The following is a 24,420-nucleotide window of genomic DNA, read 5'->3' as shown; positions in this document are numbered from 1 at the left end:
GAGGTCTTTTTCAAAGTATTATAATTTAAAAGACTCTAAGATTTTTATGTAATCGGAAGGTGATACTTTTTTATAACCAATAGCTCCTAACTTATTCCCTTTAGCATCTAAAACAACAACAAAAGGAAAGTATCCATTTTTATTATAAGTTTCAGCTAATTTATTATTGTGCTCTTGCTGAGATTGAGGTAATGCATTTTTCTTTCGTTTTGGAAAATCAGCTTTAAGCATTATAAAATGATCTTTGGCATATGTTTTAAATTCATCTGTATGCCATATTTCCTTATCTAATTTAATACAAGGTGCGCACCAATCTGATCCTTGAAAAACCAGTACTATTTTTTTGCTGTCTTTTTGAGCCGAAGATTTAGCCGTATTAAAATCGGTAATCCATTCTTGAGAAAATGCGGATACTGAAAAAAGTATACACAAAGCAACTATGATTTTATGCTTCATAAAGATTAATAGTTAATAGGTTGTTGTTAAAACGACAAAAAAATCAAATACATACAATCGGTCAGTTAAAAAATGTTAAAACTACACTTTCGACTACCTCAACCCTTACTAAAAAATCAAATTACTGAAACACTAAAATCCCATGAAATGATAAATATCAATTAAAACAAAGTAATCTGTCCTTCATCGTCTTGAGAATCCTTTTTAGGATTATCTTCAGGTTTTTCATCAGAAACAGGTTTCGAATCAGAAGGCTCTACTGTTTCATCAATCACTTCAATTTCTACTGCTGGAATCTCCTCAGGCGCCTCATATGGTAATGGTTCCAATAGATTGACCTGGTTAATTTTCTCTTTTGTCAATTGATTACCCAAAGCATTAATTCCTTTGATTGCTATAAATTCTTCAAGATTAATCTCTTCGCTATCTTTTCTGTCTTTTCCACGCTCTTTTTTAAATTCTATTTCGGCCATTGGCTTCCAATCTGTAGAAACGATTTCTAATTGAGAGTCTGGATGATCTGAAATAAAAGATTCTTCTTTACCTTCATTCTCTATAAGAAAACGTTTAACATAATACATTTCCTTTTCACCATTGTAGTATACGACAGAAACAGGTTTCTTCGGAATCCATTTTTCCAATACAATCATATCATCATCAAAATGCGTACTTAACTCTGGTAAAATCGTTTTCACAACACCAGATTGTGTAATTATAAGCAATCGATCTTCCCCTCTAAATTCACCTATTAATTCTCCACGCTCATCAACATTAAGTCGTTGTACTGTATCATCAAACCATATTTTACGTGGTTTCAATGTAGAAACTCCCTTTTCTTTGAGTTCTATTTTCTTAACCGAATACTTCGTCACTAGATTACCTTTTGAAGCTCTACCTTTAATTAGTACATCAGCGAAATCTAAGTCCCATTTAAGTTTTTTAATACTTCCTACTTGGCGCAAGTGTACTGTAATAACCTCTGCTTCTCCATTTGGGTTTGCAGAAAAGTACCATAGCTTAGAACTTTTTGATCCGTTAGTGAGGTCATATTCTTTATCTCTTGTCATAGAAGTCACCGCAAAACGCTTCACGTAAGTTGGCCCTTTACTCCCATCACGATAAATCAAATTATAGATAGTACGTTTATCTTTCTTTTTAAAGACAGCAACATGGATAATATCTTTCCCAACAAAAGTTTTACTACCTACCTTAGTCACCATCATTTTACCCTCTTGTGTAAATACGATGATGTCATCAATATCACTACAGTCGCAAACATACTCATCCCTTCTAAGCGATGTTCCTATGAAGCCTTCAGCTCTATTGACATATAGTTTTGTATTTCTAATTACAACTTTAGTTGCATCTACATCTTCAAATGTTCTAATTTCTGTTTTACGCTCACGACCGTCGCCATAATCCTTTTTTAAACGTTGAAAATAGGAAATAGCATAATCGATAAGGTTAGCCAAATGATGTTTAACCTCAGCAATTTGATCTTCTAGCGCATCAATTTTTTGTTGCGCCTTGTCAATATCAAATTTTGAAATACGCTTAATTCTAATCTCAGTTAGACGTGTAATGTCTTCGACTGTGATTTTACGTTTAAGATGCTTTACATGAGGCTTCAATCCTTTATCGATAGCCTGAATCACACCTTCCCAAGTTTCTTCTTCTTCAATATCACGATAGATTCTATTTTCAATAAAAATACGCTCTAAAGATGCAAAATGCCATTGCTCTTCAAACTCACCAAGTTTGATTTCCAATTCACTTTTCAGAAGTTGAACTGTATTATCTGTTGAACGTCTCAACATTTCAGAAACACCAATAAACAACGGTTTATTATCTTCAATCACACAACCTAGAGGCGAAATTGAAGTTTCACAATTCGTAAATGCATAAAGCGCATCTATAGTTTTATCTGGTGAAATGCCACTAGGTAAATGCACCAAAATCTCTACATCTGCTGCAGTATTATCTTCGATTTTTTTAATCTTGATCTTTCCTTTGTCATTTGCTTTTAGAATAGAATCAATTAAAGATGATGTGTTTGTTCCAAAAGGAATTTCGGTAATAACCAAAGTATTTTTGTCTAATTGAGAGATCTTAGCACGTACACGAACCTTTCCTCCTCGAAGTCCGTCATTATAATTAGATACATCAGCAATACCTGCTGTTGGAAAATCTGGAACAATAGTGAAACGTTTCCCTTTAAGGTGCTTAATAGAAGCCTCTATAAGTTCGATAAAATTATGAGGCAATATTTTGGTTGACAATCCTACAGCAATACCTTCTCCTCCTTGAGCTAGAAGTAAAGGAAACATCACTGGAAGATTGATTGGCTCTTTACGACGACCATCATAACTCGCTTGCCATTGTGTGATTTTTGGATTATAAACCACGTCCAATCCAAACTTAGAAATGCGTGCTTCTATGTAACGAGAAGCAGCAGCGCTATCACCTGTAAGTATGTTTCCCCAGTTTCCTTGCGTGTCGATAAGAAGGTCTTTTTGACCAATCTGAACCATGGCATCAGCTATACTAGCGTCTCCATGAGGATGGTACTGCATGGTGTGACCAACTATATTTGCAACCTTATTATATCGACCGTCATCTAAATCTTTCATAGAATGCATAATACGACGTTGCACAGGCTTGAAACCGTCTTCAATTGCAGGAACTGCTCTTTCGAGGATTACATAAGATGCATAATCTAAAAACCAATCTTTATACATACCAGTAACTCTGGTAATGCTTTCTTGTGGTTCATCTTGATTATCAATCATATCAGTATTATCTTCGCTCATTAATCTTTCTTGTTTTTATTCATTTTAATAATTTTACTTAAAGACTGCCTTATATAGCGTCGCTTTTTTCGAGAAACCAGAGTCACATTGAAGGACTGCTTGGTTTTTCTACCGCGACTATCTTTAAGACAAAACGTAAGTGTTTTATAAACGATGTAGTTTCTAAACTTAAAAGCATATAATCGTTCTTTTTCAAATTCTAATCTATGCTCTCTGTAATTGTATTTTTCTGAAAGTAACAACCCTCGATTAATTGCCACGACTTTAATACCATCACTATCATACTCAAAATATTTTGAAATGTAATGCACTAAAACTAAAAGCATCACAAACCCAAAAACAATAATTAAAAAAGTAAACGCTGGATTATCAGTGACATCACTAAACGCCCTAAAGACAGTCGCAAAAAGCACAGCAAGAAGTATCAATACAAAGTATACTGATATGATTGTGTTCTTTACTTTTGAATTATTGGTACGCATTGTACTAATTTAATTTAATATTAAAATCACTTAAAATAGTAGAGAGGTCTTTTTTTGTAATATCTACATCTAAAAGTTCTCCCTCTTTATTTTTTATTTTTAAAGTTAATTGTTTTAATTCTTCTGTATTTGAAGCTTTAGTAATATAGTCACAAATTTTACTTTCTGTGATTTCTTCTCCATTTACGGCTAGGATTTGGTCACCATAATTAAGTTTTTTCTGTAACGCTTTATCCCAAACATAGCCAACAACAATAGTATTATTTTTAAATGTCGAAGTATAACCAGACATTGGCTTACTCACATCTAATGTTTCTGTTTTTGGTTTGAAGTAAAATCGTTTATTTCTATAATCGATTGTCATTACGCCATAATTTAATAATTCAGCGCCTATTTTAGAATTATTGTCTTTGGTGGTATGAGTGATACAATTTTCAATTTCAAAATCATTGATAACCAATTTCGGCAAATGTACTCTTAACTGATTATTCACAGGTACTTCACCAAATAAACTTACAGATGATGCTCCATCACTTTGACCAATAGCATTAAAGATAGCTTTGGATTTAAAAATATCATAATTTTCTCGAGACAGATCATATAGATCTCCCATACCTGTGTCAATTAAAACGAGTTCTCTGCCTTTTTCTTTTCCGTAAAGTTCAATCCAAACATAGGGGCTGCTTTGATTACCAACCAATTTAATTTTGCTAGATTCTTTCTTATTTAAGCCTAGTTTTTTTGGTTTATCTGTTAGTATTAAAACTTTATTCGAAGCATCAAATTGAATAATAGACTGTTTGAGTAAGTTGCTACCAATAAACCCGTCAACACCAAAACATTTAAAAATATCACTTCCATTGAGGTCATATACTAATGCTGTTGCATTTTCAAACTCAATACTACCAAGCTTTAAACTTTTTAGCGACACTACATCTAATTGTTGACGTTTTCTGTTAGCATCAGTCGTGGGAATCGTTGTTACTACTTTAGGCTTTACAGCTTGTAAAACTTCAGAAGATATAATATTAGGAGCTCCTGTATCCAACAAAAACCTATACACCTTTCCTTCTATTTCTACTGGGACAATGATTTTGTTTTTCTCGAACTCAAATGGAATTTCTTCATAATAATTCTTAGCATTAACTTTTCCTTGCCTAAGGCTACTACTTTGAGCGCAAGCACTTAAAGTAAAAGCAAGGATAATTAGCTTAAATACGATTTGATTAATACACTTCATTCTACTTTTCGTCTTCAACCAAATCTAATTCAACTTTCAAATTATTTATAATAAACTCTTGACGAGATGGCGTATTTTTTCCCATGTAGAAAGATAACAATTCCTCAATCGACATGTCTTTATCTAGCATTACTGGATCTAAACGAATATCATCACCAATGAAATGCACAAATTCATCTGGAGAAATCTCACCAAGACCTTTAAATCGGGTAATTTCTGGTTTTGGTTTCAACTTCTCAATGGCATTGCGACGTTCCTCATCTGAGTAGCAATAGATGGTTTCTTTTTTATTTCGGACTCTAAATAAAGGTGTTTGTAATATATACAGATGTCCTTCCTTAATGACTTCTGGAAAAAACTGTAAGAAAAATGTAATTAACAATAATCTAATATGCATACCGTCGACATCAGCATCGGTAGCAATTACGATATAATTATAACGCAAATCTTCTAGTGATTCTTCAATATTTAAAGCAGCTTGCAATAAATTAAACTCTTCATTTTCATAGACAATTTTTTTACTCAAACCATAACAATTAAGAGGTTTTCCTTTTAAACTGAAAACGGCTTGGGTATTGACATCTCTTGATTTTGTGATACTACCAGATGCAGAATCTCCCTCTGTAATAAATAATGTAGTCTCTAGATTACGTTCATTTTTGGTATCTCCAAAATGCACACGACAATCCCGCAATTTTTTATTGTGCAAACTTGCCTTCTTTGCTCTATCTTTTGCTAGCTTTCTAATTCCTGAAAGCTCCTTACGTTCGCGCTCAGCTTGTAAGATCTTACGTTGAATTTTCTCTGCAGTATCTGGATTTTTATGCAAGTAGTTATCCAGATAACGCTTCATAAAATCGTTAATATATGTTCTTACCGTTGGCAAGTCTCCTCCCATATCTGTAGAACCTAATTTTGTTTTTGTCTGACTTTCAAAAACAGGCTCCATGACTTTGATTGAGATCGCTGAAGCTACAGATTTTCTAATATCTGACGCTTCATAGTTCTTTCCGTAGAACTCACGCAAGGTTTTCACTAGAGCTTCTCTAAACGCTGCTAAATGCGTTCCTCCTTGTGTTGTGTTTTGTCCATTTACAAAACTGTGATATTCTTCGCTGTATTGTGTTTTACTATGTGTTAGTGCCACTTCAATATCATTTCCTTTTAAATGGATAATATCATAGAGGCGATCTGTTTCATTTATGTTTTCAGATAAGAGATCTTTAAGTCCGTTCTCACTAAAATACTTTTCTCCATTAAAAACGATTGTTAGTCCTGTATTGAGATACACATAATTTTTAAGCATCTTTGAGACGTACTCATTACGATACTTATAATTTTTGAAAATGGTCTCATCTGGAATAAATGACACTTTGGTACCTTTTCGTCTAGATGTGTCATCAAGCAATTCTTGGTTAGAAAGATTTCCTTGTTCAAATTCGGCCGAAGCAGACTTCCCATCACGTGTTGATTCTACTCGGAAATAATTAGATAAAGCATTTACCGCTTTTGTACCAACACCATTTAATCCGACAGATTTCTTAAAAGCTCTAGAATCATATTTTCCTCCAGTGTTCATTTTAGAAACTACATCAACTACTTTTCCTAATGGAATTCCTCGTCCATAATCCCTTACGATCACTTTATTACCTTGGATAGAAATTTCTATAGTTTTACCTGCTCCCATGACATATTCGTCAATGGAATTATCTAAAACTTCTTTAAGTAATATATATATACCATCATCTGGTGATGAGCCATCACCTAATTTACCAATATACATACCAGGTCGCATTCTGATGTGTTCTTTCCAATCGAGCGAGCGTATGTTATCTTCGGTATATTTGGTTTCTTGAGACATAAATGGATGAAAAATTAAGATAGAACGCTAATATAACATAACGTTACAAAAAATGAAATAGGGATCCCACAAAGTAATTAACAATAAAAGCCCAATATTGTTGAGAACGTTACTGTTTTATTGATTATAAGATAATTCTTCAGCTTTTTCTTTCAAAAACGTATTTCGAGTCACTAATAAATTGGTCATATAGCGCTTTAAAAACAGAACATTGGCGATTTTTCCTAAGATCCCAAAAGGCGATTGAAAATAAAACGTGTCAATCATCACAGTATAGTCATTTTCAACTTGAAATCGATGTTCATGCTTAAACGATTTAAAAGCTCCAGAAACCATTTCATCTACAAAATAGTAGGGAGGATCAAATTGTGTAATTTTAGAGGTTAGCTTCTGTGTAACTCCGAAGTGTTTAGCTTCCCATGTTACCCATTCTCCTAGTGCGATCAAGCCTGACATTTTACCTGCAACGGCTTTTTCGCCAGAATGTACCATGGACGATTTATGAAAATCTATATCACGAGACAAATCAAAACAGACTTGAATGTCTGCTTTAATAAAAGTCTTGATTTCGATTAAAGGCATTATACATTAAATAAGAAGTGCATAACATCACCATCCTTGACAATATAATTTTTACCTTCAACACGCATTTTACCGGCTTCTTTAACTTTTGCCTCACTACCATACTGCACATAGTCGTCATAGGCAATAACCTCTGCTCTAATGAAACCTTTTTCAAAGTCGGTGTGAATCACACCAGCAGCTTGAGGTGCTGTTGCGCCTATATCAACTGTCCATGCTCTAACTTCCTTGACACCAGCAGTAAAATACGTTTGTTGATTTAATAACTTGTAAGCAGATCTTATAAGTTTTGAAGAACCTGGCTCGTCTAAACCAATATCTTGAAGAAACATTTGACGTTCTTCGTAGTCATCAAGTTCATTAATGTCTGCTTCAGTACCAACGGCTAAAACCAAAACTTCTGCTTTTTCATCTTTTACAGCTGCTCTTACTTGCTCTACATAAGCATTTCCAGATACAGCGCTTGCCTCATCGACATTACATACATACATCACTGGCTTAGAAGTAATCAATTGCGCAGGACCAACAAATTCCTCTTGTTCATCATCGCTAAACTCCAATGCTCTAACCGATTTCCCAGCTTCGAGACCATCTTTAAGTTTTAGCAATACTGCTTCCTCTTTTTGTGCCTCTTTATTCCCAGTTTTTGCTGCACGCTTCACTTTATCGAGTTTCTTTTCTACAGTTTCAAGATCCTTAAGCTGCAATTCCATATCGATAGTTTCCTTATCACGAATAGGATCTACGCTTCCATCTACATGCACAATATTATCATTATCAAAACAACGCAACACATGAAGAATGGCATCAGTTTCACGAATATTTCCCAAAAACTGATTTCCTAAACCTTCACCTTTACTTGCGCCTTTTACCAAGCCTGCAATATCTACGATTTCAACAGTAGCTGGCATAACACGCTCAGGGTTTACCAAAGACTCTAATTTTTGAAGCCTTGGATCTGGCACATTAACCACACCAATATTGGGTTCAATCGTACAAAACGGAAAATTTGCGCTCTGCGCTTTAGCATTAGATAAACAGTTAAATAAGGTCGATTTACCTACGTTTGGTAATCCTACAATTCCAGCTTTCATAAGTTTTGTTTTTGCGAGTGCAAATGTAGTTAAATATCTTATTGTTTTAAATAAAAACGAGAAGTAAGATTACAGAGACTAAGAGACGTCTCTATTTTCTAATTATTACAGCACGATATACCGTGTCTTGTAGAGATAGTATCGTTTCTTCTATAGGAAACCCAGTACTGTCCATATGAATAACTGTAGTGGAGACAGAATGAGAATCATTTGCCTTTTTAAATTGTTGCACAGTTACTCGCTTTAAAATAGTCTCGTTCCAAGAATAAGTCATAATTTGATTTAATCCAAATTCAGCTTTAGGATGATCCTTTTTCTTTATAGTCTTCTTTACGAGTTGTCCTTTTTCATTGTAGTAATAATCTATATGGTCATAAAATTCTGGGTAATTCATAATTTTCCCTTCTTCTAGTTCACCATCTCTTGAAATTATTTTTTCGTTTTTAACGACATATTTATAGTGAATTCCCCATCCAAAATTAGACATCTCACTTTCAAAAATAGTATCATTATGTCGCGTTCGTTCATAAGTATATAATTCGGAGTAATCAGTAAATATATTCTTCTTACTTAGCAACCCCGTAGAATCAAATTCAAAATGATTGGTGCAACACATAAAGCCTCTTCTATTTTCCATGACAATATTATTTTTTTGCAAAACAAAATAGCTTAAGGTATCGCCCACTATAGAACCAGCAACTTTACCATGAGTAAGAATTTCAAAAACCAAACCTGCATCAGAAGCCCTCATCAAATGTGGTATATCATCTATGTAGTTAACCAATAAAGGGTTTAAAGACGTTTTCTTTTCTAAAGAATCTGAAGACGTCCTCTTGTCTTTAGAACAGGATAGGAAAAGACAAACACATAAAACTAAAGTAATATATTTCATTGCATTATTAAACAAAAAAATCCTAAGCTTATTGCTTAGGATCTTTATGTTTTTGCTCAGTATTATCTTAAAAAGATTAATTTCAGTATGATATAGATCACATAAAGAAATACGCAACCTGTAACAATCATAAGCGTACAACCTAAGTGCTTCCAAAATCCGTTATACTCTTCTTTGTCTTTGTGTTCCATAAAGGCAATTTAAACAAAAAACCCCAAGCAATAAACTTGGGATTCAATTTTATAATTAAATGGTTTTGTATTGTTTAATCATCAGGATGCATAAAGCGTTGCTTTCCAAGCAATACCTCTTCTGTTTCCACATGGTCATCATCAGGAACACAACAATCTACAGGGCATACAGCTGCACATTGTGGCTCTTCATGAAACCCTTTACATTCTGTACATTTATCGGGAACGATATAATAAATCTCATCGCTAATAGGCTCTTGCGCTTCATCTGCATTAACAGCATTACCGTTTGGTAAAACGACATGTCCTCCTAAACTCGTACCATCTTTGTATCTCCAATCATCTGCACCTTCATATATCGCAGTATTAGGACATTCAGGTTCACATGCGCCACAGTTGATACACTCATCTGTTATTATAATTGCCATAGTAATTTTTCTTTTAAATAAGCTTGCGTAAATTTGCAGTTGCAAAAATAAAGCCAAAACATCGTATAACCAAACGCAATATGGATTTACAACAAAGAATTAACGCTTTTTCTAAACTAGGCGAGTTTTTAAGTCAGTTTTCTTCAGAAGGCATCAAAAAAAAAGACGACATTATCAATAATGATTTGTTTTTTGACGGCTTTAAACATCAAATCAAATTAACTCAAGAACATAACGGCTGGTTTACAAAAGAAAATATATTATTTGCTTTAGACGGATGGTCTAACCAATTGACTAACAATAATATTAAACAATGGTTGTCAAAGTATAAGTTTACTACCGAAAACTTAAAGAACATAGCTATTATTATGGCAGGAAATATTCCGTTGGTAGGTTTTCATGATTTCTTGTCTGTATTAATTTCTGGTCAAAATGTTTTGGTAAAACAATCGTCTAATGACAAGCATCTTTTGCCCTATTTAGCCAAATATTTAGAGCATGTAGAACCTGAATTTAAAGGACGAATTTCATTTACCGAAGGCAAACTAGACAATTTCGATGCTGTTATTGCTACAGGAAGTGATAATACTGCGCGCTACTTTGAATATTATTTTAAAAACAAACCTTCAATCATTAGAAAGAATCGAAACTCAGTAGCTGTATTAACTGGAAATGAAACCGAAAACGATCTGAAAGCACTTTCTGAAGATATTTTTAGATATTATGGTTTAGGGTGCCGAAATGTATCCAAATTGTTTGTTCCTGAAGGATATGACTTTGACAATTTCTTTAAAGGAATGTATGACTGGAATCCAATCATAAACCAAGCAAAATATGCCAACAATTATGATTATAACAAGGCTGTGTATTTAATGAGCGAATTTGAAATGTTAGAAAATGGGTTTCTGATGGTTAAAGAAGATGACAATTTCTCTTCTCCTATCGCGACAGTTTTTTATGAACATTACAAGTCAAAAAAACAATTGACAAACATTTTGAAAGAGAAGGCAGAACGTATTCAATGTGTTGTTGGTAATGGCATACTAGACAATGAAATTAAATTTGGCCAAACACAATTGCCTAACTTATGGGAATATGCCGATGCCATAGACACTATTACGTTTTCGTTGACAATCTGTTAATAAAATATCGATATTATATCTCGTTTTTTAGCAGAAATCACCACCTTTGTGAGAAGTGAAAATACAACTTATTTTTTCGTTAATTCGGAATTAAAATCTACATAAATGAAAAGACATAATTTTAGTGCGGGTCCATGTATTTTACCTGGTGAAGTACTACAGAAAGCTTCTGAAGCAGTGATAAATTTTGACAATGGATTATCACTCTTAGAAATATCACATCGAAGCAAGCCCTTCGTAGACGTGATGGAGAATGCAAGAGCGCTGGCTTTAGAATTACTTGGACTTGAAGGTAAAGGTTATAAAGCGTTATTCTTACAAGGAGGTGCAAGTACACAGTTTTTAATGGTAGCACTCAACATGCTCGAAAAAAGAGCAGGATATCTTAATACTGGAACTTGGAGTGACAAAGCTATAAAAGAAGCTAAAATATATGACGACATCTATGAAGTAGCTTCGTCTAAAGATGCTAATTATAATTATATCCCTAAAGGATATGATATCCCAACAGATTATGACTATTTTCACTGTACATCCAATAACACCATTTTTGGAACACAGATGAAAGAATTCCCTAACTCTCCTATTCCCATGGTTTGTGATATGAGTAGCGACATTTTTTCACGCCAATTGGATTTTTCGCAATTCGACTTGATCTATGCTGGAGCTCAAAAAAACATGGGACCTGCAGGAGCAACTCTAGTTGTTGTTAAAGAAGATGTCTTAGGAAAAGTGTCACGAAAAATTCCTTCTATGATGGATTATAAAGTACACATAGGCAAAAGCAGTATGTTTAATACACCTCCTGTTTTTTCGGTGTACGTATCTATGCTAACCTTACAATGGCTAAAGGACCTTGGAGGTATAGCTGCTATAGAAAAAGAAAATGATAAAAAAGCCCAGTTAATTTATTCAGAAATTGATCTCAACCCATTATTTAAAGGGTTTTCTACAAAGGCAGATCGATCAACCATGAATGCTACATTTACTTTAGCTAATGACCATTTAAAAGAAACCTTTGAAACTATGGTTAAAGAAGCTGGAATAAATGGCCTTAATGGTCATAGAAGTGTTGGTGGCTACCGAGCATCTATGTATAATGCTTTGTCGCTAGAAAGCGTTGGTATTCTTGTAGACGTTATGAGTGAATTAGAAAGAAAAGCATAAATAAAATTAAATGAAAGTATTAGCAAACGATGGTGTTTCGCAAAGCGGAATTACAGCATTAGAAAATGCTGGTTTTGAAGTTCTAACTACAACTGTTGCCCAAGAACAATTAACCAATTTTATAAATGAGAATGACATTGATGTTCTTCTAGTAAGAAGTGCGACTAAAGTTAGAAAAGACTTGATCGACGCTTGTGCTAATTTGAAAATAATTGGTCGTGGCGGTGTTGGCATGGATAATATTGATGTTGAATATGCTCGCAGTAAAGGGAAACATGTTATTAATACTCCTGCAGCGTCTTCTCAATCTGTTGCAGAGCTAGTTTTTGCCCACTTATTTGGAGGTGTTCGTTTTTTACACGATTCGAATAGGAACATGCCCTTAGATGGTGATACAAAATTTAAAGCCCTAAAGAAAAACTACGCTAAAGGTGTAGAATTACGAGGGAAAACACTTGGTATTATTGGATTCGGAAGAATTGGTCGTGAAGTTGCAAAGATTGCATTGGGTATTGGAATGAAAGTTATTGCTAGCGATAAATTTGTAGGTAAGGCGAATGTGAAAGTTGAATTTTATAACGGACAGTTTATCAACGTGGAAATTGAGACAGAACCAATGAAAGATGTTTTACAACATGCAGACTTCATTACTTTACATGTGCCAGCACAGAAAGAATATGTTATTGGAGATAAACAATTCAATCTAATGAAAGATGGTGTTGGAATAGTTAATGCTGCACGTGGTGGTGTTATTGATGAAGTTGCTTTGGTCAAAGCTATAGAGTCTGGCAAAGTTGCTTTTGCCGGTTTAGATACTTTTGAAGAAGAACCAACTCCTGCTGTTCAAGTCTTGATGAATGGACGCATTTCTTTAACCCCTCATATTGGAGCTGCAACAAACGAAGCGCAAGATAGAATCGGAACAGAATTAGCAGATCAAATCATTAGTATTTTGAATTAATTGGTCAAAATTGTGACCAAAACAAAAAAAAGGAGTCCTAATATATGTTAGGACTTTTTTTCGTAAATTGAATGTCCAATTTATATTAACTTTATTCAAATAAATTATGTCAGGAATTTTAGACTTATTAAACAGTGACCTCGGTAAAACAATAATTAGTGGTGTATCGAACGAAACAAGACAACCACAAAACAAAACCCAAGATGTATTAACTATGGCACTACCAGTGTTAATGAAAGCTATGGAGCGAAATGCAGCTACACCTCAAGGCGCTGAAGGGTTAATGGGAGCACTAAAAGGCAAACACGATGGAAGCATTTTAGACAATCTTGGCGGCTTATTTGGTGGCGGAGTTAATGAAGAGGTAAAAACTGATGGTGATAAAATTTTAGGACATGTTCTAGGCAACAGAAGACAAGGTGTTGAAAAAATTATCGGTGAAAAATCTGGTATAGATATTGGATCTGTTGGCAATATTCTTAAAGTTGCTGCACCAATATTAATGGGTGTTTTAGGAAAACAAACAAGACAAAACAATGTAAGTTCACCAAATGATTTAGGTGGTTTATTAGGTGGTTTACTTGGAGGAAATAGCGCTCAAAAAGAACAAGGTTTCTTAGAGAAGATTTTAGATGCCGATGGTGATGGAAGTGTTATTGATGATGTTGCAGGAATGGTTTTAGGGAACTCTAAGAAAAAAGGCGGACTTGGAGGTTTGCTAGGTGGACTTTTCGGGAAATAAAACAACTTACACGTTGATATATTTAAGCCAAACCTTGTGTTTGGCTTTTTTTATATCCAATTCACTCATTCAAATACGGTATTCACTCATTGCTGTTTTTCAAAGAGACATTTGCCTCATACTTTTGATATATCAAAAAAACTAATAATTGAAATCTAAAAAGTACATAGTGCTTCGGAATGATTTTTGTAACTTTAAAAGAAAAAACAATGAAACATTTTTTAACCCTTTTTGTATTAACATTTTTGTTATTTAATTGTGGGGCAACGCAAACAACAAACGAACCTGATCTTGCAGATGTACCTGAAGAAGATATTGTTAGAATATCTAACGATGATATTGAATATGAAATTATAATTATTGAACCTGGTTTTAACGGGTGGCTTGCTTCTATTGCCAGACCTGAAGGTTATTACTCTCAATCATTTCTTGAAGCAAGAAACAGAATCCTTGTACAGGAGTGGAATACTAGAGTTTTGCAGGTTAACAGATTTGATCCTAGCCTTTACGAATTACCAATTGATTACAGAGCTAATGTTGATTATGGCTATGATGTAAACTATAAACTTTATAATTATTTTATTTATTTCCAATTAACATACAAACAGCAATTATCTACATTTGTTCCTAGAATTTAGAGTATCTTTGCATAGCAAAAACAAGCTATGTTTAAAGACTTCAAATCAAATTGGGACATACAACAAAATTGGCACCTTATTTTTCCTATATTAGGACTAATAGGTTTAGGATACAGTGCTTATAAGTTATCATTTGTATTTACAAAGTCTTATCACATTTCAATAACAATAGTGCTTTCTGTGGTATTGTTTTTTTTATTGCTCAAATTAACACTATTTATTTTTAAGAAATTGGAGAATAAGTGGATCGTTAAGTATCGTTGGGAAATGATTCGAATTTTCATTGTATTTGCCATTACTGGCTCCTCTTCGGTATATGTAGGACGACCAATAATGGATCTTTTAGGAATTACTAAAGAAAATTTAAATCCTTTTGTTTATTGGGTTTTATTCATTATCATTGGCCTAATTTTCTACCAAATTCTGCTAGTGACTTTTGGTTGGCTCTTTGGTCAATTTAAGTTTTTCTGGGAATTTGAAAAGAAAATGCTCAAACGCTTTGGTTTAGGGAAATTTATTAATTAATGGCAAACGTAAAACAACATATCTCTATTAGACTTGCATCATTATTGCTAGCATTTGTATTGGTGTTGCCTTCTGTTGTCAAGTTTTCCCATGCTTTAAGCAGTCATGAACATGAGGTTTGTTTTATTAAAAATCAAACGCATTTTCATAATATTGATATTGACTGCGAATTTTATAAGTTTAAGCTAAGTAATAGTCTATATATTCAACTAGAAAATTATTCCTTAACAGCGAATGATAAGTTATATAAACCTATTACTACTTATCATAATTTCTTAAAAAGTCATCAGCACTTACCCTCATATTTAAGAGGTCCTCCTTCTTTAATGTAATTTTAAGAATAGCATCTTTACATTAAATAATTTTCAATGAAATATTATATTTTATGCATTGTTGTATCCCTTTTTGGTATAAGCAATGCTCAAGATTGTTCGTTGACGTTATTAGGAGAAATTACTGATTTTCACGACAATACTCCTATAGCTTCAGCAAACATCTATATCAAGAATTTTGACCGTTATATAGTTTCTGATTTAGACGGTAAGTTTAAAATAGAAAACCTTTGCAAAGGAGAATTAACATTAGTTATTTCTCATGTTGGTTGTGAAACAAAAACAGTTACTTATAACATTGTAAGTGACGTCTATAAGTCTATTGTTTTAGAACATCATATTGAAGAACTAAATGAAGTCTCTATTAAAGGTAATAGTACAAAAAAGGAAACGAAAACGGCTCAAGAAACTGTAATCAAAGCAAAAACATTAGACAGGTATAGTTCTTTAAATTTGGGTGATGCCTTAAAAGAAGTCTCTGGTGTCTCATCTATCAATACAGGTAACAGTATAGTTAAACCTATGATAAATGGCATGCACAGTAGTCGCCTTTTAATTTTAAACAATAATGTACGCTTACAAGATCAGGAATGGGGTATTGAACATGCTCCCAATATTGATATAAATTCTGCAGAACAGATTTCGGTTATAAAAGGCTCAGGAACACTAGCCTATGGAGGAGATGCTATTGGAGGAATAATTGTGATTAATCCTTCAAATATTAGACTTAAAGATACCATATATGGAAAAACAATCCTTGGTGGGCAAACCAATGGTAGAGGTTACAGTATTACGACAAACTTTAATTCAAATTTTAGCTCAGGATGGTTTGCTAACGTTCAAGCTAGTTTGAGAAAAAATGGAGATTTTGAAGCTCCAGATTATATCTTAACCAATACAGGCAATGCATCAAAAGGTGTATCATTTCATGGTGGTAAGAAAAAGTTTGAAAGTGGTTTTGAATTGTTCTATAGTTATGTGAATAATGAAATTGGTATTTTACGAGCGTCGCATATAGGAAATATTAGCGATTTAGTATCTGCTATTAACACGCAACAGCCATTAGTTGTTGACGATTTTAGTTATGATATCAATTTCCCTAAGCAGGAAGTTACTCATCATTTACTAAAAGCGTCTTATTATCAGAGGTTTAAAAACTTTGGAAAGCTTACGTTGCAATATGATTATCAAAATAACCAACGTTTTGAATTTGATGTTCGTGTAGGTGACGATAGAAATAAGCCAGCTTTAGATTTAACACTTCAAACCCATACAGTGACTGCAGATGTTATTTTGGATGCAAAAAGTATATACAAATTAAATTTTGGTGTACTGGGACGTTATCAAGATAATTTTGCTAACCCAGATACAGGTGTAAGACGTTTAATCCCAGACTATCAACGCTATGATTTTGGAACTTATATCACTTCAGAATGGGATATTAACGATCGATTGACTTTAGATGCAGGAATACGATATGATTTTAATAGAATTGATGCTAAAAAATTCTATCAAACTAGTAGATGGGAAGAACGTGGTTATGATGAAGATTTTGGTTCAATTATTATTGAAGATTTAGGAACTCAACTCCTTACTAACCCTGTTTTTAATTTCCATAATTTTTCCTTTGCAAGTGGTATAAAATATGATTTAAATGATAATAGTTTTATTTCAGCAAATTATGCCTTAGCAAGTAGACCTCCAAATCCGTCAGAATTGTTTAGTGATGGCTTACATCATTCGGCCGCGAGAATAGAGTTAGGTGATTTACGCCTTGATCAAGAACTATCAAATCGTTTATCAGCCAGTTATTCTTACGAAAAAAATGACCTAAATGCATTAATTGAAGTGTTTTATAATAATATTACAGACTTCATGTATTTGCAGCCTACTGGAATTGAGCAAACGATAAGAGGTGCTTTTCCAGTTTGGAGTTACCAACAAACCAATGCCGCTTTATATGGAATAGACTTATCATTAAATTATAAATTTACAAAGGCTTTAGGATTTACAAACAAATCGTCTTTCATAAAAGGAGACGATTTAAAAAATGATACGGCATTAATTGACATACCTGCATTTAATACAATGAATGAAATTAGATATGTCAACCCTAAATGGAATAACTTTTCCACAAGCTTAAAAAGTGAGTGGGTGTTTGAACAAACTAGGTTTCCAGATTATAATTTTGAAACCTTTATTGCCACTACAAATGAAACTGTTTTGGTAGATATTAGTACGCCTCCTCCTGCTTATCATTTATTACATCTTTATAGTAGTGTCGATTTTGACATTACTAAACACACCAAGCTAAATGTAGCTCTATCTATCAATAACATATTTGACACAAATTATAGATCATATTTAAACAGACTGAGATATTTTGCTGATGACCTCGGAAGAAATGTGATGTTACAATTACAATTAAATTATTAACAAAAAATATTCAAAAACATATTACAATGATTATCAAAAATTTAAAATTAGAAACAATGAAAACAATAAAAATATTAGCATTTGTTTTATGCTCTGCAGTATTAATTACTTCATGCTCAAATGATGATGACAACCCTCCTCCTGTAAATGAAGAAGAAGTAATTACAACACTAACTGCAACTTTAATGCCTGTTGGAGGCGGAACAGAAATTACTTTACAAACAAGAGATTTAGATGGTGACGGTCCTAATGCTCCTGTTATAACTGTTTCAGGACCCTTGGCTGCTGGAACTACTTATAATGGTAGTTTAGAAATTTTAAATGAAACTGAAACGCCAGCTGAGCCTGTCAATCCAGAAATTCAAGGAGAAGATGACGAACACCAATTTTTCTTCCAAGCGACAAACAGTATTGCAACATTTACATATGTAGATTTTGATGGAGATGGTAATCCTTTAGGATTAGAATTCACTTTAACTACAGGTGCTGCTGGTTCTGGAAATATTACAATTACATTACGTCACGAGCCTATGAAAGATGCTGCAGGTGTAAGTGATGGAGATATTACTAATGCAGGTGGAGAGACAGATATTGAAGGGACATTCCCTGTTACAGTGCAATAAGCACTACTTGCAAAAATTAAAAAATCCCTTTCATTAGTTTGAAAGGGATTTTTATTTACGCTTCTATTATTGCTGTTTTCTCTTTACTAAACACATACGTGTAAATCCACATTAAAGTAAACGTTGGAATAACGTCCATAAAAGGTAAAGCTTCTTCTACAAATGATATTACAGCCGCAATTTTTCCTTTTTTGCCTTTATACAATTTGGTCATTAACCAAGCCGAAGCTGGAGCCCAAATAAAATCAAAAGGTAGAAATATAAATGAAAGATAGCCTAAGGCATCAAAGAGAAGACTTAACGCTAGTTTTTTGTGTTTTGAAATGTTTTCTAATGTCATAATTATGTTTGTAATTCACTTGTAATAAAGCAAATAGTGTTCCAAAACACAAGTTATGACAGTTTTTCACTAATAAGTTTTAAAAACTCAGTTCGAGTTTCCATATTTTTAAAAGCACCACGAAATCCAGATGTAGTTGTTGTAGAATTTTGTTTCTGTACACCACGCATCATCATACACATATGGGATGCCTCAATAACGACGGCAACGCCTTCAGGTTTCAATGTATCGTTAATACAATCTAAGATCTGTTCGGTTAAACGCTCTTGCACTTGCAAACGTCTAGCAAATACATCAACAATTCTAGGCAATTTACTCAACCCAACGATATGTCCGTTAGGAATATAGGCAATATGAGCTTTTCCAAAAAAAGGTAAAATGTGATGCTCACATAGCGAATACAACTCAATATCTTTCACAATCACCATTTCATTATAAGATTCCTTAAACATGGCACTCTTTAATATTTCGGCAGCATCTTGATTATAACCTTGCGTTAAAAACTGCATGGCTTTAGAAGCACGTTCAGGCGTTTTTAAGAGTCCTTCACGCTTCGTATCTTCACCTAATTCTTCAATTATTTGCTCATAACGCTGTTTAACATCATCAGTAACTTGAATATTATATTCCTCAAATTTTTGGTAAGGCATCGTATATCAGAATTAAATTTTATTAAATGTAAGTAAAAAAAATCAGACAAAATTTTAATATTCTATTATCAAAAGATTAACAGTAAGCTAACCTTTTTAACGTTTACTTATGAAAATCGAGCGATTTGCATGGGTAGATTTGTACCCCTAACTGTAACAAATAAAAAATTCTAGTGTCTATATGTTAATCAGCCACTAATCATCAATCAATATAAAATGAAAATCCGCTTACTGCTTCTCATATTAATACTTTCCATTAGTTATTCGCATAGTCAAGACACAATACCCAAAAAACAACTTCAGATTAAACGAACAAACATTGCACCAAAGATTGATGGTGTTTTAGATGACAAAGTATGGGAAGATGCCGATATAGCTACCGATTTCATACAGTTTAGACCAGACATGGGTAAAACTGCAACCGAAGACATAAAAACTATTGTAAAGTTGGCCTATGATGATACAGGGATTTATGTTAGTGCTTATATGTACGATGACCCAAGTTTAATATCAAAACAGTTTACTAGTCGCGATAATTTTGGGCAATCCGATTTTTTCTTAATCGTTCTCAATCCTAATAATGACGCACAAAACGATACCGAATTTTTCGTTTTTAGCTCTGGAACACAAGCAGATGCTGTGGCAAACCCTAATAGTGGTGAAGACTTTAGTTGGAATGCTGTTTGGGATAGCGCAGTTAAAATAAATGATGACGGATGGTCTGTAGAAATGAAAATACCATATCGGGCTTTACGTTTTTCTACTGATGTTGAAACATGGGGACTTCAGTTTCATAGACGATTTAGACGAAACAATGAACAGTACACATGGAATCCCTTAGATGTTACCAAAGGTAATATAGGTCTTTATCATGGTGAGCTCAAAGGAATAAAGGACATCCACCCTCCTGTTCGACTCAATTTATACCCTTTTGCCTCAACGGTTTTTGATAATATGGCTAGACCTCAATTCAATCTTGGTATGGATGTGAAATATGGTATTACCGAAAATATTACTTTAGATGCTACACTTATACCAGATTTTAGTCAAGCTGGCTTTGATAATCTAAGCCTTAACCTAGGACCATTTGAACAAACTTTTAGTGAGCAAAGACAATTCTTCACTGAGGGTGTTGACCTATTTAGTAAAGGTAATCTGTTTTTTTCCAGACGTGTTGGAAGCGCACCAACTGGAAGTGTAGACCTTGCAGAGGATGAAGAACTTGTAGATTATCCAAATGAAGTTAAAGTTTTAAATGCGGTTAAAGTTTCAGGACGTACAAAAAACGGATTAGGAATAGGTTTCTTTAATGCTATTACCGAAAAAACCGATGCATCAATTAGAAACAATGTTACTGGTGAAATTAGAAAGGAAACAGTAGAACCATTCACGAATTATAACATTGTTGTGCTTGATCAACAATTCAATGGAAACTCGTCAATAGGAATCGTAAATACTAATGTACTACGGGAAGGTAGCTTTAGAGATGCTAACGTCACGGCTTTAGTTGGTAATATTTTTAATAAACGAAACACTTATAATATTAGAGCAGATGTAAAGATGAGTAATCGTAACCTTTCCACTGGTACTGAAACTGGCTTGAGCTCTTTTTTCCTCATAAGAAAGTCACATGGAAAAGTAAGATATAGCTTTGATCATAGGTTTTCTGATGAAGAATTTAATATTAACGATTTAGGGCTTAATTTTAGAAATAACCTTAACAATTTTGGTGTCGACGCTTCTTATCAGATTTTTGAAGCAACAGAAAAACTGAATCAATTTAGAATAAATGGTTGGTATAACTATAGACGTTTATACAGACCTAGCACATTTACTGGTCAGAATGCAGGTATAAATGTATTTGGTAATACGAAAAAGACACTAATGGCCTTTGGTGGAAATCTCAACTATCAAATGGGTAAACAATTTGATTTTTTCGAACCCCGTGATTTTGCAAACAAGCGTTTCTTTATTTATGAAGATCGTGTAAATGGAAACGTTTGGATCTCTACTAATTATAATAAACCGTTTGCAATTGATGCTAATGTTGGAGGAGCCTTAATGTTTGAAGATGTTAGAACCGATTATTCAACGCTATGGTTTGGTATAAGTCCTAGATTTCAATTTAATGATAAGTTCTTGGTGTCCTACTCTTTTGATTATCAAAATGAATTAAATGATAGAGGTTATGCTAATAACTCTAATAATTTGGATAATGAAATTGTTTTTGGTGAACGCGACCAAAAAACAATTACCAATAGTGTTTCAGGAAGTTATAATTTTAATCCATTTAATTCACTAAACCTGACATTTAGAAATTATTGGACCACAGTACATTATGATGCTAACCCATTTTTCTTACAAGACAATGGTAGACTCTTACAGTCTGATGACAGTTTTGAAGACTTAGGCTTAGGCGATTCAAATGTAAACTTTAGCACATGGAATATAGATTTGAGTTACTCATGGCAATTTGCGCCAGGTAGCTTCTTAACAGCGCTTTACAGAAATCAATTATTCAACTCCAATACAAATTCTGATGATAGTTTTGTGGATAGTCTTAATAATTTATTAGATCAAGACATGCAACATATCTTATCGTTGAGACTGCAATATTTTATTGATTATAGTGGTATCAAACAAATCTTTAAAAAGAGAGACAGAAACGCAGAGAAGTTAAGTCGTTTATCACGAGCTTCAAATTCTACTTCACAACAAGTACTATAATTATCATTTCTCATTTTAAAATGGTATTTTCGAAGTTCATTTCAATAGGATGATCAAAGCAAAAAACATTCATAAATATTATGGAGATCTGCATGTTTTAAAAGGTGTGGATCTTGATATTAATAAAGGAGAAGTTGTATCTATAGTTGGTGCTTCTGGCGCAGGAAAAACAACGTTACTCCAAATCATTGGTACTTTAGATCAGATAAGTACAAATAACTCGAGTGAGCTTGTAATTAATAATGTATCTATTCCGCAATTGGCAGACAAGGCTCTGGCCAAATTTAGAAATGAGCACATTGGTTTTATCTTCCAGTTTCATCAGTTATTACCAGAGTTCACAGCTTTAGAAAATGTATGTATTCCAGCTTTTATCTTCGGAAAATCTCAGCATGAAGCCGAAACACGTGCAAAAGAATTATTGGACTTTTTAGGGTTATCCCATCGCTATGATCACAAACCCAATGAGCTTTCTGGTGGTGAACAGCAACGTGTAGCTGTAGCCAGAGCATTGGTAAATAATCCAAGTTTGATTTTTGCCGATGAACCATCTGGTAACCTAGATAGCGAATCTGCTGAAAATTTACACAACCTCTTTTTTAAACTTCGTGATGAGTTTGGTCAAACCTTTGTTATTGTAACGCATAATGAGGAATTAGCAAACATGGCAGATAGAAAACTAACCATGGTTGACGGGAAAATTGTTGGGTAACTATAGTCTTACTGTTTTTATCCAACTCTAATATAGTTAGATAACTTTACTCCACAACAATCTTACTTCGATATTCGATTTCAACACGCTTCCCAAAAGTAAAATCATAATAATTTGCTTCTCCTTTTTTACCTTCTACTTCTAGTTTAGCACGTCCTGTTTCAAGTCCATTCTTGTCAAAAGCCTTCACGTAAATAATGTCCTTAAAATCCTGATCAAAAATAATATATAGTGTAAGTAAGTTGTCTTTACCTCCTTGTGGGTTATTAGATATTGAGTACTTACCTGTACTTAAACCACTGGCCTTCAAATCTGAAGACATAGCTATTTTTACCTCTAAGGTTTTATCTATTCCTTCCGAAACTCCTTCAATAAATTCGGTAGCCGATTTTCCTACAGCTTCTCCTCCTGCATTAATGGTTTCTTGAGTTTTATCTTTTACACGTTGGCAAGAGATTAATGTGAACACACATAATAAGGCTAAGTAGACTGATGTTTTCATAATATTAGGTTATACCCACAAAATTAGCAATTCTAAACTATTGCAACAACTATTAAAGTAATGTAAATTTGTATGTATTAAAGTCGTAATCATTTGAATAAAAAAGAACTTAAAGAATTTTTAGACGCTAAAGTTGAACAATACAATCATCCGCGATTCATTGAAAGCGACCCTATTCAAGTCCCTCATCAGTTTTCAAAAAAAGAAGATATTGAAATTTCAGGATTTCTAACAGCTACTATAGCTTGGGGAAACCGTAAAAGTATTATCAATAATGCTAATAGAATGATGGCATTACTTGACCAAGCGCCTTACGATTTTATCAAGAATCATAGTGAATCAGATTTGGAGAAATTAGGTGGTTTTGTACATCGCACATTTAATGGTTTAGATTTTGTTCAGTTTGTAAAAAGCTTAAAGCATATCTACAACAATCATGACGGCTTAGAAGCTGTGTTCTCAACAAGTATTGAAAACAACAACCTTCAGTTGGCAATCCATAGATTCAAATCCGTCTTTTTCGAAATAAAACATTTAGAGCGTACTAAAAAGCATGTGAGTGACCCACTAAAGAACTCGGCAGCTAAACGTATCAATATGTATTTACGATGGATGGCAAGACAGGACAATAATGGTGTAGACTTTGGTATTTGGAACAGCATATCTCCTGCATTACTCTCTTGCCCTTTAGACGTACACTCAGGAAATGTAGCTAGAAAATTAAAGCTTCTCAAGCGAAAACAAAACGATGGAAAAGCGTTACTTGAACTTGATACAGCCTTAAGGAAATTAGATTCCAATGATCCCGTGAAGTATGATTTTGCATTATTTGGGTTAGGGGTTTTTGAAGGCTTTTAAATTTTCTATATTTGTATACCCCTAGCTAA

The 24,420-nt window shown here is 33.6% G+C and carries 25 protein-coding genes; 12 read left to right on the top strand and 13 right to left on the bottom strand.

Annotated features, from left to right (window positions below):
• Positions 1 to 18: 18 nt before the first annotated feature.
• The 10 genes from Q0783_RS14185 to Q0783_RS14140 form a co-directional block, all read right to left on the bottom strand.
• Positions 19 to 456 carry a thioredoxin family protein gene (locus Q0783_RS14185; protein ID WP_298896188.1) on the bottom strand — a complete coding sequence of 146 codons (438 nt, stop codon included), beginning with the start codon at positions 454 to 456 and terminating at the stop codon, positions 19 to 21.
• Positions 457 to 617: 161 nt separating this feature from the next.
• Positions 618 to 3,266: a DNA gyrase/topoisomerase IV subunit A gene (locus tag Q0783_RS14180; RefSeq protein ID WP_298896186.1), complete on the bottom strand. Its 2,649-nt coding sequence runs from the start codon at positions 3,264 to 3,266 to the stop codon at positions 618 to 620.
• On the bottom strand, positions 3,266 to 3,748 hold the full coding sequence (locus Q0783_RS14175; protein WP_298896183.1) for a hypothetical protein: 483 nt from the start codon (positions 3,746 to 3,748) through the stop codon (positions 3,266 to 3,268). The genes Q0783_RS14180 and Q0783_RS14175 overlap by 1 nt, the downstream gene beginning before the upstream one ends.
• A 4-nt stretch (positions 3,749 to 3,752) precedes the next feature.
• Positions 3,753 to 4,988 (bottom strand): aspartyl protease family protein, encoded by a 1,236-nt coding sequence (locus Q0783_RS14170; RefSeq protein ID WP_298896181.1) that lies wholly within the window; start codon positions 4,986 to 4,988, stop codon positions 3,753 to 3,755.
• Position 4,989: 1 nt separating this feature from the next.
• The gene (locus Q0783_RS14165) at positions 4,990 to 6,849 is read right to left on the bottom strand and encodes a DNA topoisomerase IV subunit B (RefSeq protein WP_298896180.1); all 1,860 of its coding nucleotides are present in this window, start codon (positions 6,847 to 6,849) and stop codon (positions 4,990 to 4,992) included.
• Between the two features lie 117 nt (positions 6,850 to 6,966).
• Positions 6,967 to 7,431: an SRPBCC family protein gene (locus Q0783_RS14160; RefSeq protein WP_298896179.1), complete on the bottom strand. Its 465-nt coding sequence runs from the start codon at positions 7,429 to 7,431 to the stop codon at positions 6,967 to 6,969.
• Positions 7,431 to 8,525, bottom strand: coding sequence for a redox-regulated ATPase YchF (gene ychF, locus Q0783_RS14155; protein WP_298896177.1), 1,095 nt, complete (start codon positions 8,523 to 8,525; stop codon positions 7,431 to 7,433). Before ychF ends, Q0783_RS14160 begins: the two co-directional genes overlap by 1 nt.
• A gap of 91 nt (positions 8,526 to 8,616) precedes the next feature.
• Positions 8,617 to 9,417, bottom strand: coding sequence for a hypothetical protein (locus Q0783_RS14150; RefSeq protein ID WP_298896175.1), 801 nt, complete (start codon positions 9,415 to 9,417; stop codon positions 8,617 to 8,619).
• A gap of 62 nt (positions 9,418 to 9,479) precedes the next feature.
• Positions 9,480 to 9,608 carry a hypothetical protein gene (locus tag Q0783_RS14145; RefSeq protein ID WP_298896173.1) on the bottom strand — a complete coding sequence of 43 codons (129 nt, stop codon included), beginning with the start codon at positions 9,606 to 9,608 and terminating at the stop codon, positions 9,480 to 9,482.
• 74 nt (positions 9,609 to 9,682) lie between these two features.
• Positions 9,683 to 10,036: a 4Fe-4S dicluster domain-containing protein gene (locus Q0783_RS14140; RefSeq protein ID WP_230935326.1), complete on the bottom strand. Its 354-nt coding sequence runs from the start codon at positions 10,034 to 10,036 to the stop codon at positions 9,683 to 9,685.
• An 80-nt stretch (positions 10,037 to 10,116) separates the two neighbouring features.
• Between Q0783_RS14140 and Q0783_RS14135 the strand changes: the two genes are divergently transcribed.
• From Q0783_RS14135 to Q0783_RS14095, 9 genes are all read left to right on the top strand, one after another.
• Complete coding sequence (locus Q0783_RS14135) at positions 10,117 to 11,178, top strand: acyl-CoA reductase (protein ID WP_298896171.1); 1,062 nt, start codon at positions 10,117 to 10,119, stop codon at positions 11,176 to 11,178.
• Between the two features lie 105 nt (positions 11,179 to 11,283).
• Positions 11,284 to 12,345, top strand: coding sequence for a 3-phosphoserine/phosphohydroxythreonine transaminase (gene serC, locus Q0783_RS14130; protein ID WP_230935328.1), 1,062 nt, complete (start codon positions 11,284 to 11,286; stop codon positions 12,343 to 12,345).
• A 10-nt stretch (positions 12,346 to 12,355) separates the two neighbouring features.
• Complete coding sequence (locus Q0783_RS14125; protein WP_298896168.1) at positions 12,356 to 13,306, top strand: D-2-hydroxyacid dehydrogenase; 951 nt, start codon at positions 12,356 to 12,358, stop codon at positions 13,304 to 13,306.
• 106 nt (positions 13,307 to 13,412) lie between these two features.
• Positions 13,413 to 14,048 (top strand): DUF937 domain-containing protein, encoded by a 636-nt coding sequence (locus tag Q0783_RS14120; RefSeq protein ID WP_298896166.1) that lies wholly within the window; start codon positions 13,413 to 13,415, stop codon positions 14,046 to 14,048.
• A gap of 209 nt (positions 14,049 to 14,257) precedes the next feature.
• Complete coding sequence (locus Q0783_RS14115) at positions 14,258 to 14,686, top strand: DUF6146 family protein (protein WP_298896164.1); 429 nt, start codon at positions 14,258 to 14,260, stop codon at positions 14,684 to 14,686.
• A gap of 27 nt (positions 14,687 to 14,713) precedes the next feature.
• Entirely contained in the window at positions 14,714 to 15,211 is a 498-nt protein-coding gene (locus Q0783_RS14110; protein WP_298896162.1) for a DUF6787 family protein, read from the top strand.
• Positions 15,211 to 15,543, top strand: coding sequence for a hypothetical protein (locus tag Q0783_RS14105; protein WP_298896159.1), 333 nt, complete (start codon positions 15,211 to 15,213; stop codon positions 15,541 to 15,543). The genes Q0783_RS14110 and Q0783_RS14105 overlap by 1 nt, the downstream gene beginning before the upstream one ends.
• 36 nt (positions 15,544 to 15,579) lie before the next feature.
• On the top strand, positions 15,580 to 17,979 hold the full coding sequence (locus Q0783_RS14100; protein ID WP_298896157.1) for a TonB-dependent receptor: 2,400 nt from the start codon (positions 15,580 to 15,582) through the stop codon (positions 17,977 to 17,979).
• A 56-nt stretch (positions 17,980 to 18,035) separates the two neighbouring features.
• Positions 18,036 to 18,602, top strand: a complete 567-nt coding sequence (locus Q0783_RS14095) for a type 1 periplasmic binding fold superfamily protein (RefSeq protein ID WP_298896155.1) — start codon at positions 18,036 to 18,038, stop codon at positions 18,600 to 18,602.
• A gap of 55 nt (positions 18,603 to 18,657) precedes the next feature.
• Here Q0783_RS14095 and Q0783_RS14090 read toward each other — a convergent pair whose 3' ends face one another.
• The gene (locus Q0783_RS14090) at positions 18,658 to 18,942 is read right to left on the bottom strand and encodes a hypothetical protein (RefSeq protein WP_298757480.1); all 285 of its coding nucleotides are present in this window, start codon (positions 18,940 to 18,942) and stop codon (positions 18,658 to 18,660) included.
• A gap of 53 nt (positions 18,943 to 18,995) precedes the next feature.
• A complete protein-coding gene (gene folE / locus Q0783_RS14085; RefSeq protein WP_298757477.1) occupies positions 18,996 to 19,592 on the bottom strand; it encodes a GTP cyclohydrolase I FolE in 597 nt (198 codons plus the stop codon).
• 216 nt (positions 19,593 to 19,808) lie between these two features.
• On the opposite strand from folE, the gene Q0783_RS14080 reads away from it, so the two are divergent.
• Complete coding sequence (locus Q0783_RS14080) at positions 19,809 to 22,319, top strand: DUF5916 domain-containing protein (RefSeq protein ID WP_298896153.1); 2,511 nt, start codon at positions 19,809 to 19,811, stop codon at positions 22,317 to 22,319.
• Between the two features lie 49 nt (positions 22,320 to 22,368).
• Positions 22,369 to 23,031, top strand: a complete 663-nt coding sequence (locus Q0783_RS14075) for an ABC transporter ATP-binding protein (RefSeq protein WP_230935338.1) — start codon at positions 22,369 to 22,371, stop codon at positions 23,029 to 23,031.
• 46 nt (positions 23,032 to 23,077) lie between these two features.
• On the opposite strand, the gene Q0783_RS14070 is transcribed toward Q0783_RS14075, so the two are convergent.
• Positions 23,078 to 23,533, bottom strand: a complete 456-nt coding sequence (locus Q0783_RS14070) for a hypothetical protein (RefSeq protein ID WP_298757468.1) — start codon at positions 23,531 to 23,533, stop codon at positions 23,078 to 23,080.
• 93 nt (positions 23,534 to 23,626) lie between these two features.
• On the opposite strand from Q0783_RS14070, the gene Q0783_RS14065 reads away from it, so the two are divergent.
• Positions 23,627 to 24,391 (top strand): TIGR02757 family protein, encoded by a 765-nt coding sequence (locus tag Q0783_RS14065; RefSeq protein ID WP_298896151.1) that lies wholly within the window; start codon positions 23,627 to 23,629, stop codon positions 24,389 to 24,391.
• Positions 24,392 to 24,420: the final 29 nt, after the last annotated feature.

Origin of the sequence: uncultured Psychroserpens sp. (assembly GCF_947500255.1) — a bacterium.
GTDB lineage: Bacteria > Bacteroidota > Bacteroidia > Flavobacteriales > Flavobacteriaceae > Psychroserpens.
The sequence above is the reverse complement of the archived record's forward strand: the minus strand, read 5'-3'. Positions and strand labels throughout refer to the sequence as shown.

Excerpts from the sequence above, each read along its gene's own strand:
- Q0783_RS14145 (WP_298896173.1), bottom strand. The coding sequence starts at position 9,608 with ATGGAACACAAAGACAAAGAAGAGTATAACGGATTTTGGAAGCACTTA.
- Q0783_RS14125 (WP_298896168.1), top strand. The coding sequence starts at position 12,356 with ATGAAAGTATTAGCAAACGATGGTGTTTCGCAAAGCGGAATTACAGCA.
- Q0783_RS14095 (WP_298896155.1), top strand. The coding sequence starts at position 18,036 with ATGAAAACAATAAAAATATTAGCATTTGTTTTATGCTCTGCAGTATTA.
- Q0783_RS14090 (WP_298757480.1), bottom strand. The coding sequence starts at position 18,942 with ATGACATTAGAAAACATTTCAAAACACAAAAAACTAGCGTTAAGTCTT.
- Q0783_RS14135 (WP_298896171.1), top strand. The coding sequence starts at position 10,117 with ATGGATTTACAACAAAGAATTAACGCTTTTTCTAAACTAGGCGAGTTT.
- Q0783_RS14165 (WP_298896180.1), bottom strand. The coding sequence starts at position 6,849 with ATGTCTCAAGAAACCAAATATACCGAAGATAACATACGCTCGCTCGAT.
- Q0783_RS14150 (WP_298896175.1), bottom strand. The coding sequence starts at position 9,417 with ATGAAATATATTACTTTAGTTTTATGTGTTTGTCTTTTCCTATCCTGT.
- Q0783_RS14175 (WP_298896183.1), bottom strand. The coding sequence starts at position 3,748 with ATGCGTACCAATAATTCAAAAGTAAAGAACACAATCATATCAGTATAC.
- Q0783_RS14110 (WP_298896162.1), top strand. The coding sequence starts at position 14,714 with ATGTTTAAAGACTTCAAATCAAATTGGGACATACAACAAAATTGGCAC.
- Q0783_RS14185 (WP_298896188.1), bottom strand. The coding sequence starts at position 456 with ATGAAGCATAAAATCATAGTTGCTTTGTGTATACTTTTTTCAGTATCC.
- Q0783_RS14180 (WP_298896186.1), bottom strand. The coding sequence starts at position 3,266 with ATGAGCGAAGATAATACTGATATGATTGATAATCAAGATGAACCACAA.
- Q0783_RS14120 (WP_298896166.1), top strand. The coding sequence starts at position 13,413 with ATGTCAGGAATTTTAGACTTATTAAACAGTGACCTCGGTAAAACAATA.
- Q0783_RS14105 (WP_298896159.1), top strand. The coding sequence starts at position 15,211 with ATGGCAAACGTAAAACAACATATCTCTATTAGACTTGCATCATTATTG.
- Q0783_RS14140 (WP_230935326.1), bottom strand. The coding sequence starts at position 10,036 with ATGGCAATTATAATAACAGATGAGTGTATCAACTGTGGCGCATGTGAA.
- Q0783_RS14170 (WP_298896181.1), bottom strand. The coding sequence starts at position 4,988 with ATGAAGTGTATTAATCAAATCGTATTTAAGCTAATTATCCTTGCTTTT.
- Q0783_RS14160 (WP_298896179.1), bottom strand. The coding sequence starts at position 7,431 with ATGCCTTTAATCGAAATCAAGACTTTTATTAAAGCAGACATTCAAGTC.
- Q0783_RS14070 (WP_298757468.1), bottom strand. The coding sequence starts at position 23,533 with ATGAAAACATCAGTCTACTTAGCCTTATTATGTGTGTTCACATTAATC.
- Q0783_RS14075 (WP_230935338.1), top strand. The coding sequence starts at position 22,369 with ATGATCAAAGCAAAAAACATTCATAAATATTATGGAGATCTGCATGTT.
- serC (WP_230935328.1), top strand. The coding sequence starts at position 11,284 with ATGAAAAGACATAATTTTAGTGCGGGTCCATGTATTTTACCTGGTGAA.
- folE (WP_298757477.1), bottom strand. The coding sequence starts at position 19,592 with ATGCCTTACCAAAAATTTGAGGAATATAATATTCAAGTTACTGATGAT.
- Q0783_RS14080 (WP_298896153.1), top strand. The coding sequence starts at position 19,809 with ATGAAAATCCGCTTACTGCTTCTCATATTAATACTTTCCATTAGTTAT.
- Q0783_RS14100 (WP_298896157.1), top strand. The coding sequence starts at position 15,580 with ATGAAATATTATATTTTATGCATTGTTGTATCCCTTTTTGGTATAAGC.
- Q0783_RS14115 (WP_298896164.1), top strand. The coding sequence starts at position 14,258 with ATGAAACATTTTTTAACCCTTTTTGTATTAACATTTTTGTTATTTAAT.
- ychF (WP_298896177.1), bottom strand. The coding sequence starts at position 8,525 with ATGAAAGCTGGAATTGTAGGATTACCAAACGTAGGTAAATCGACCTTA.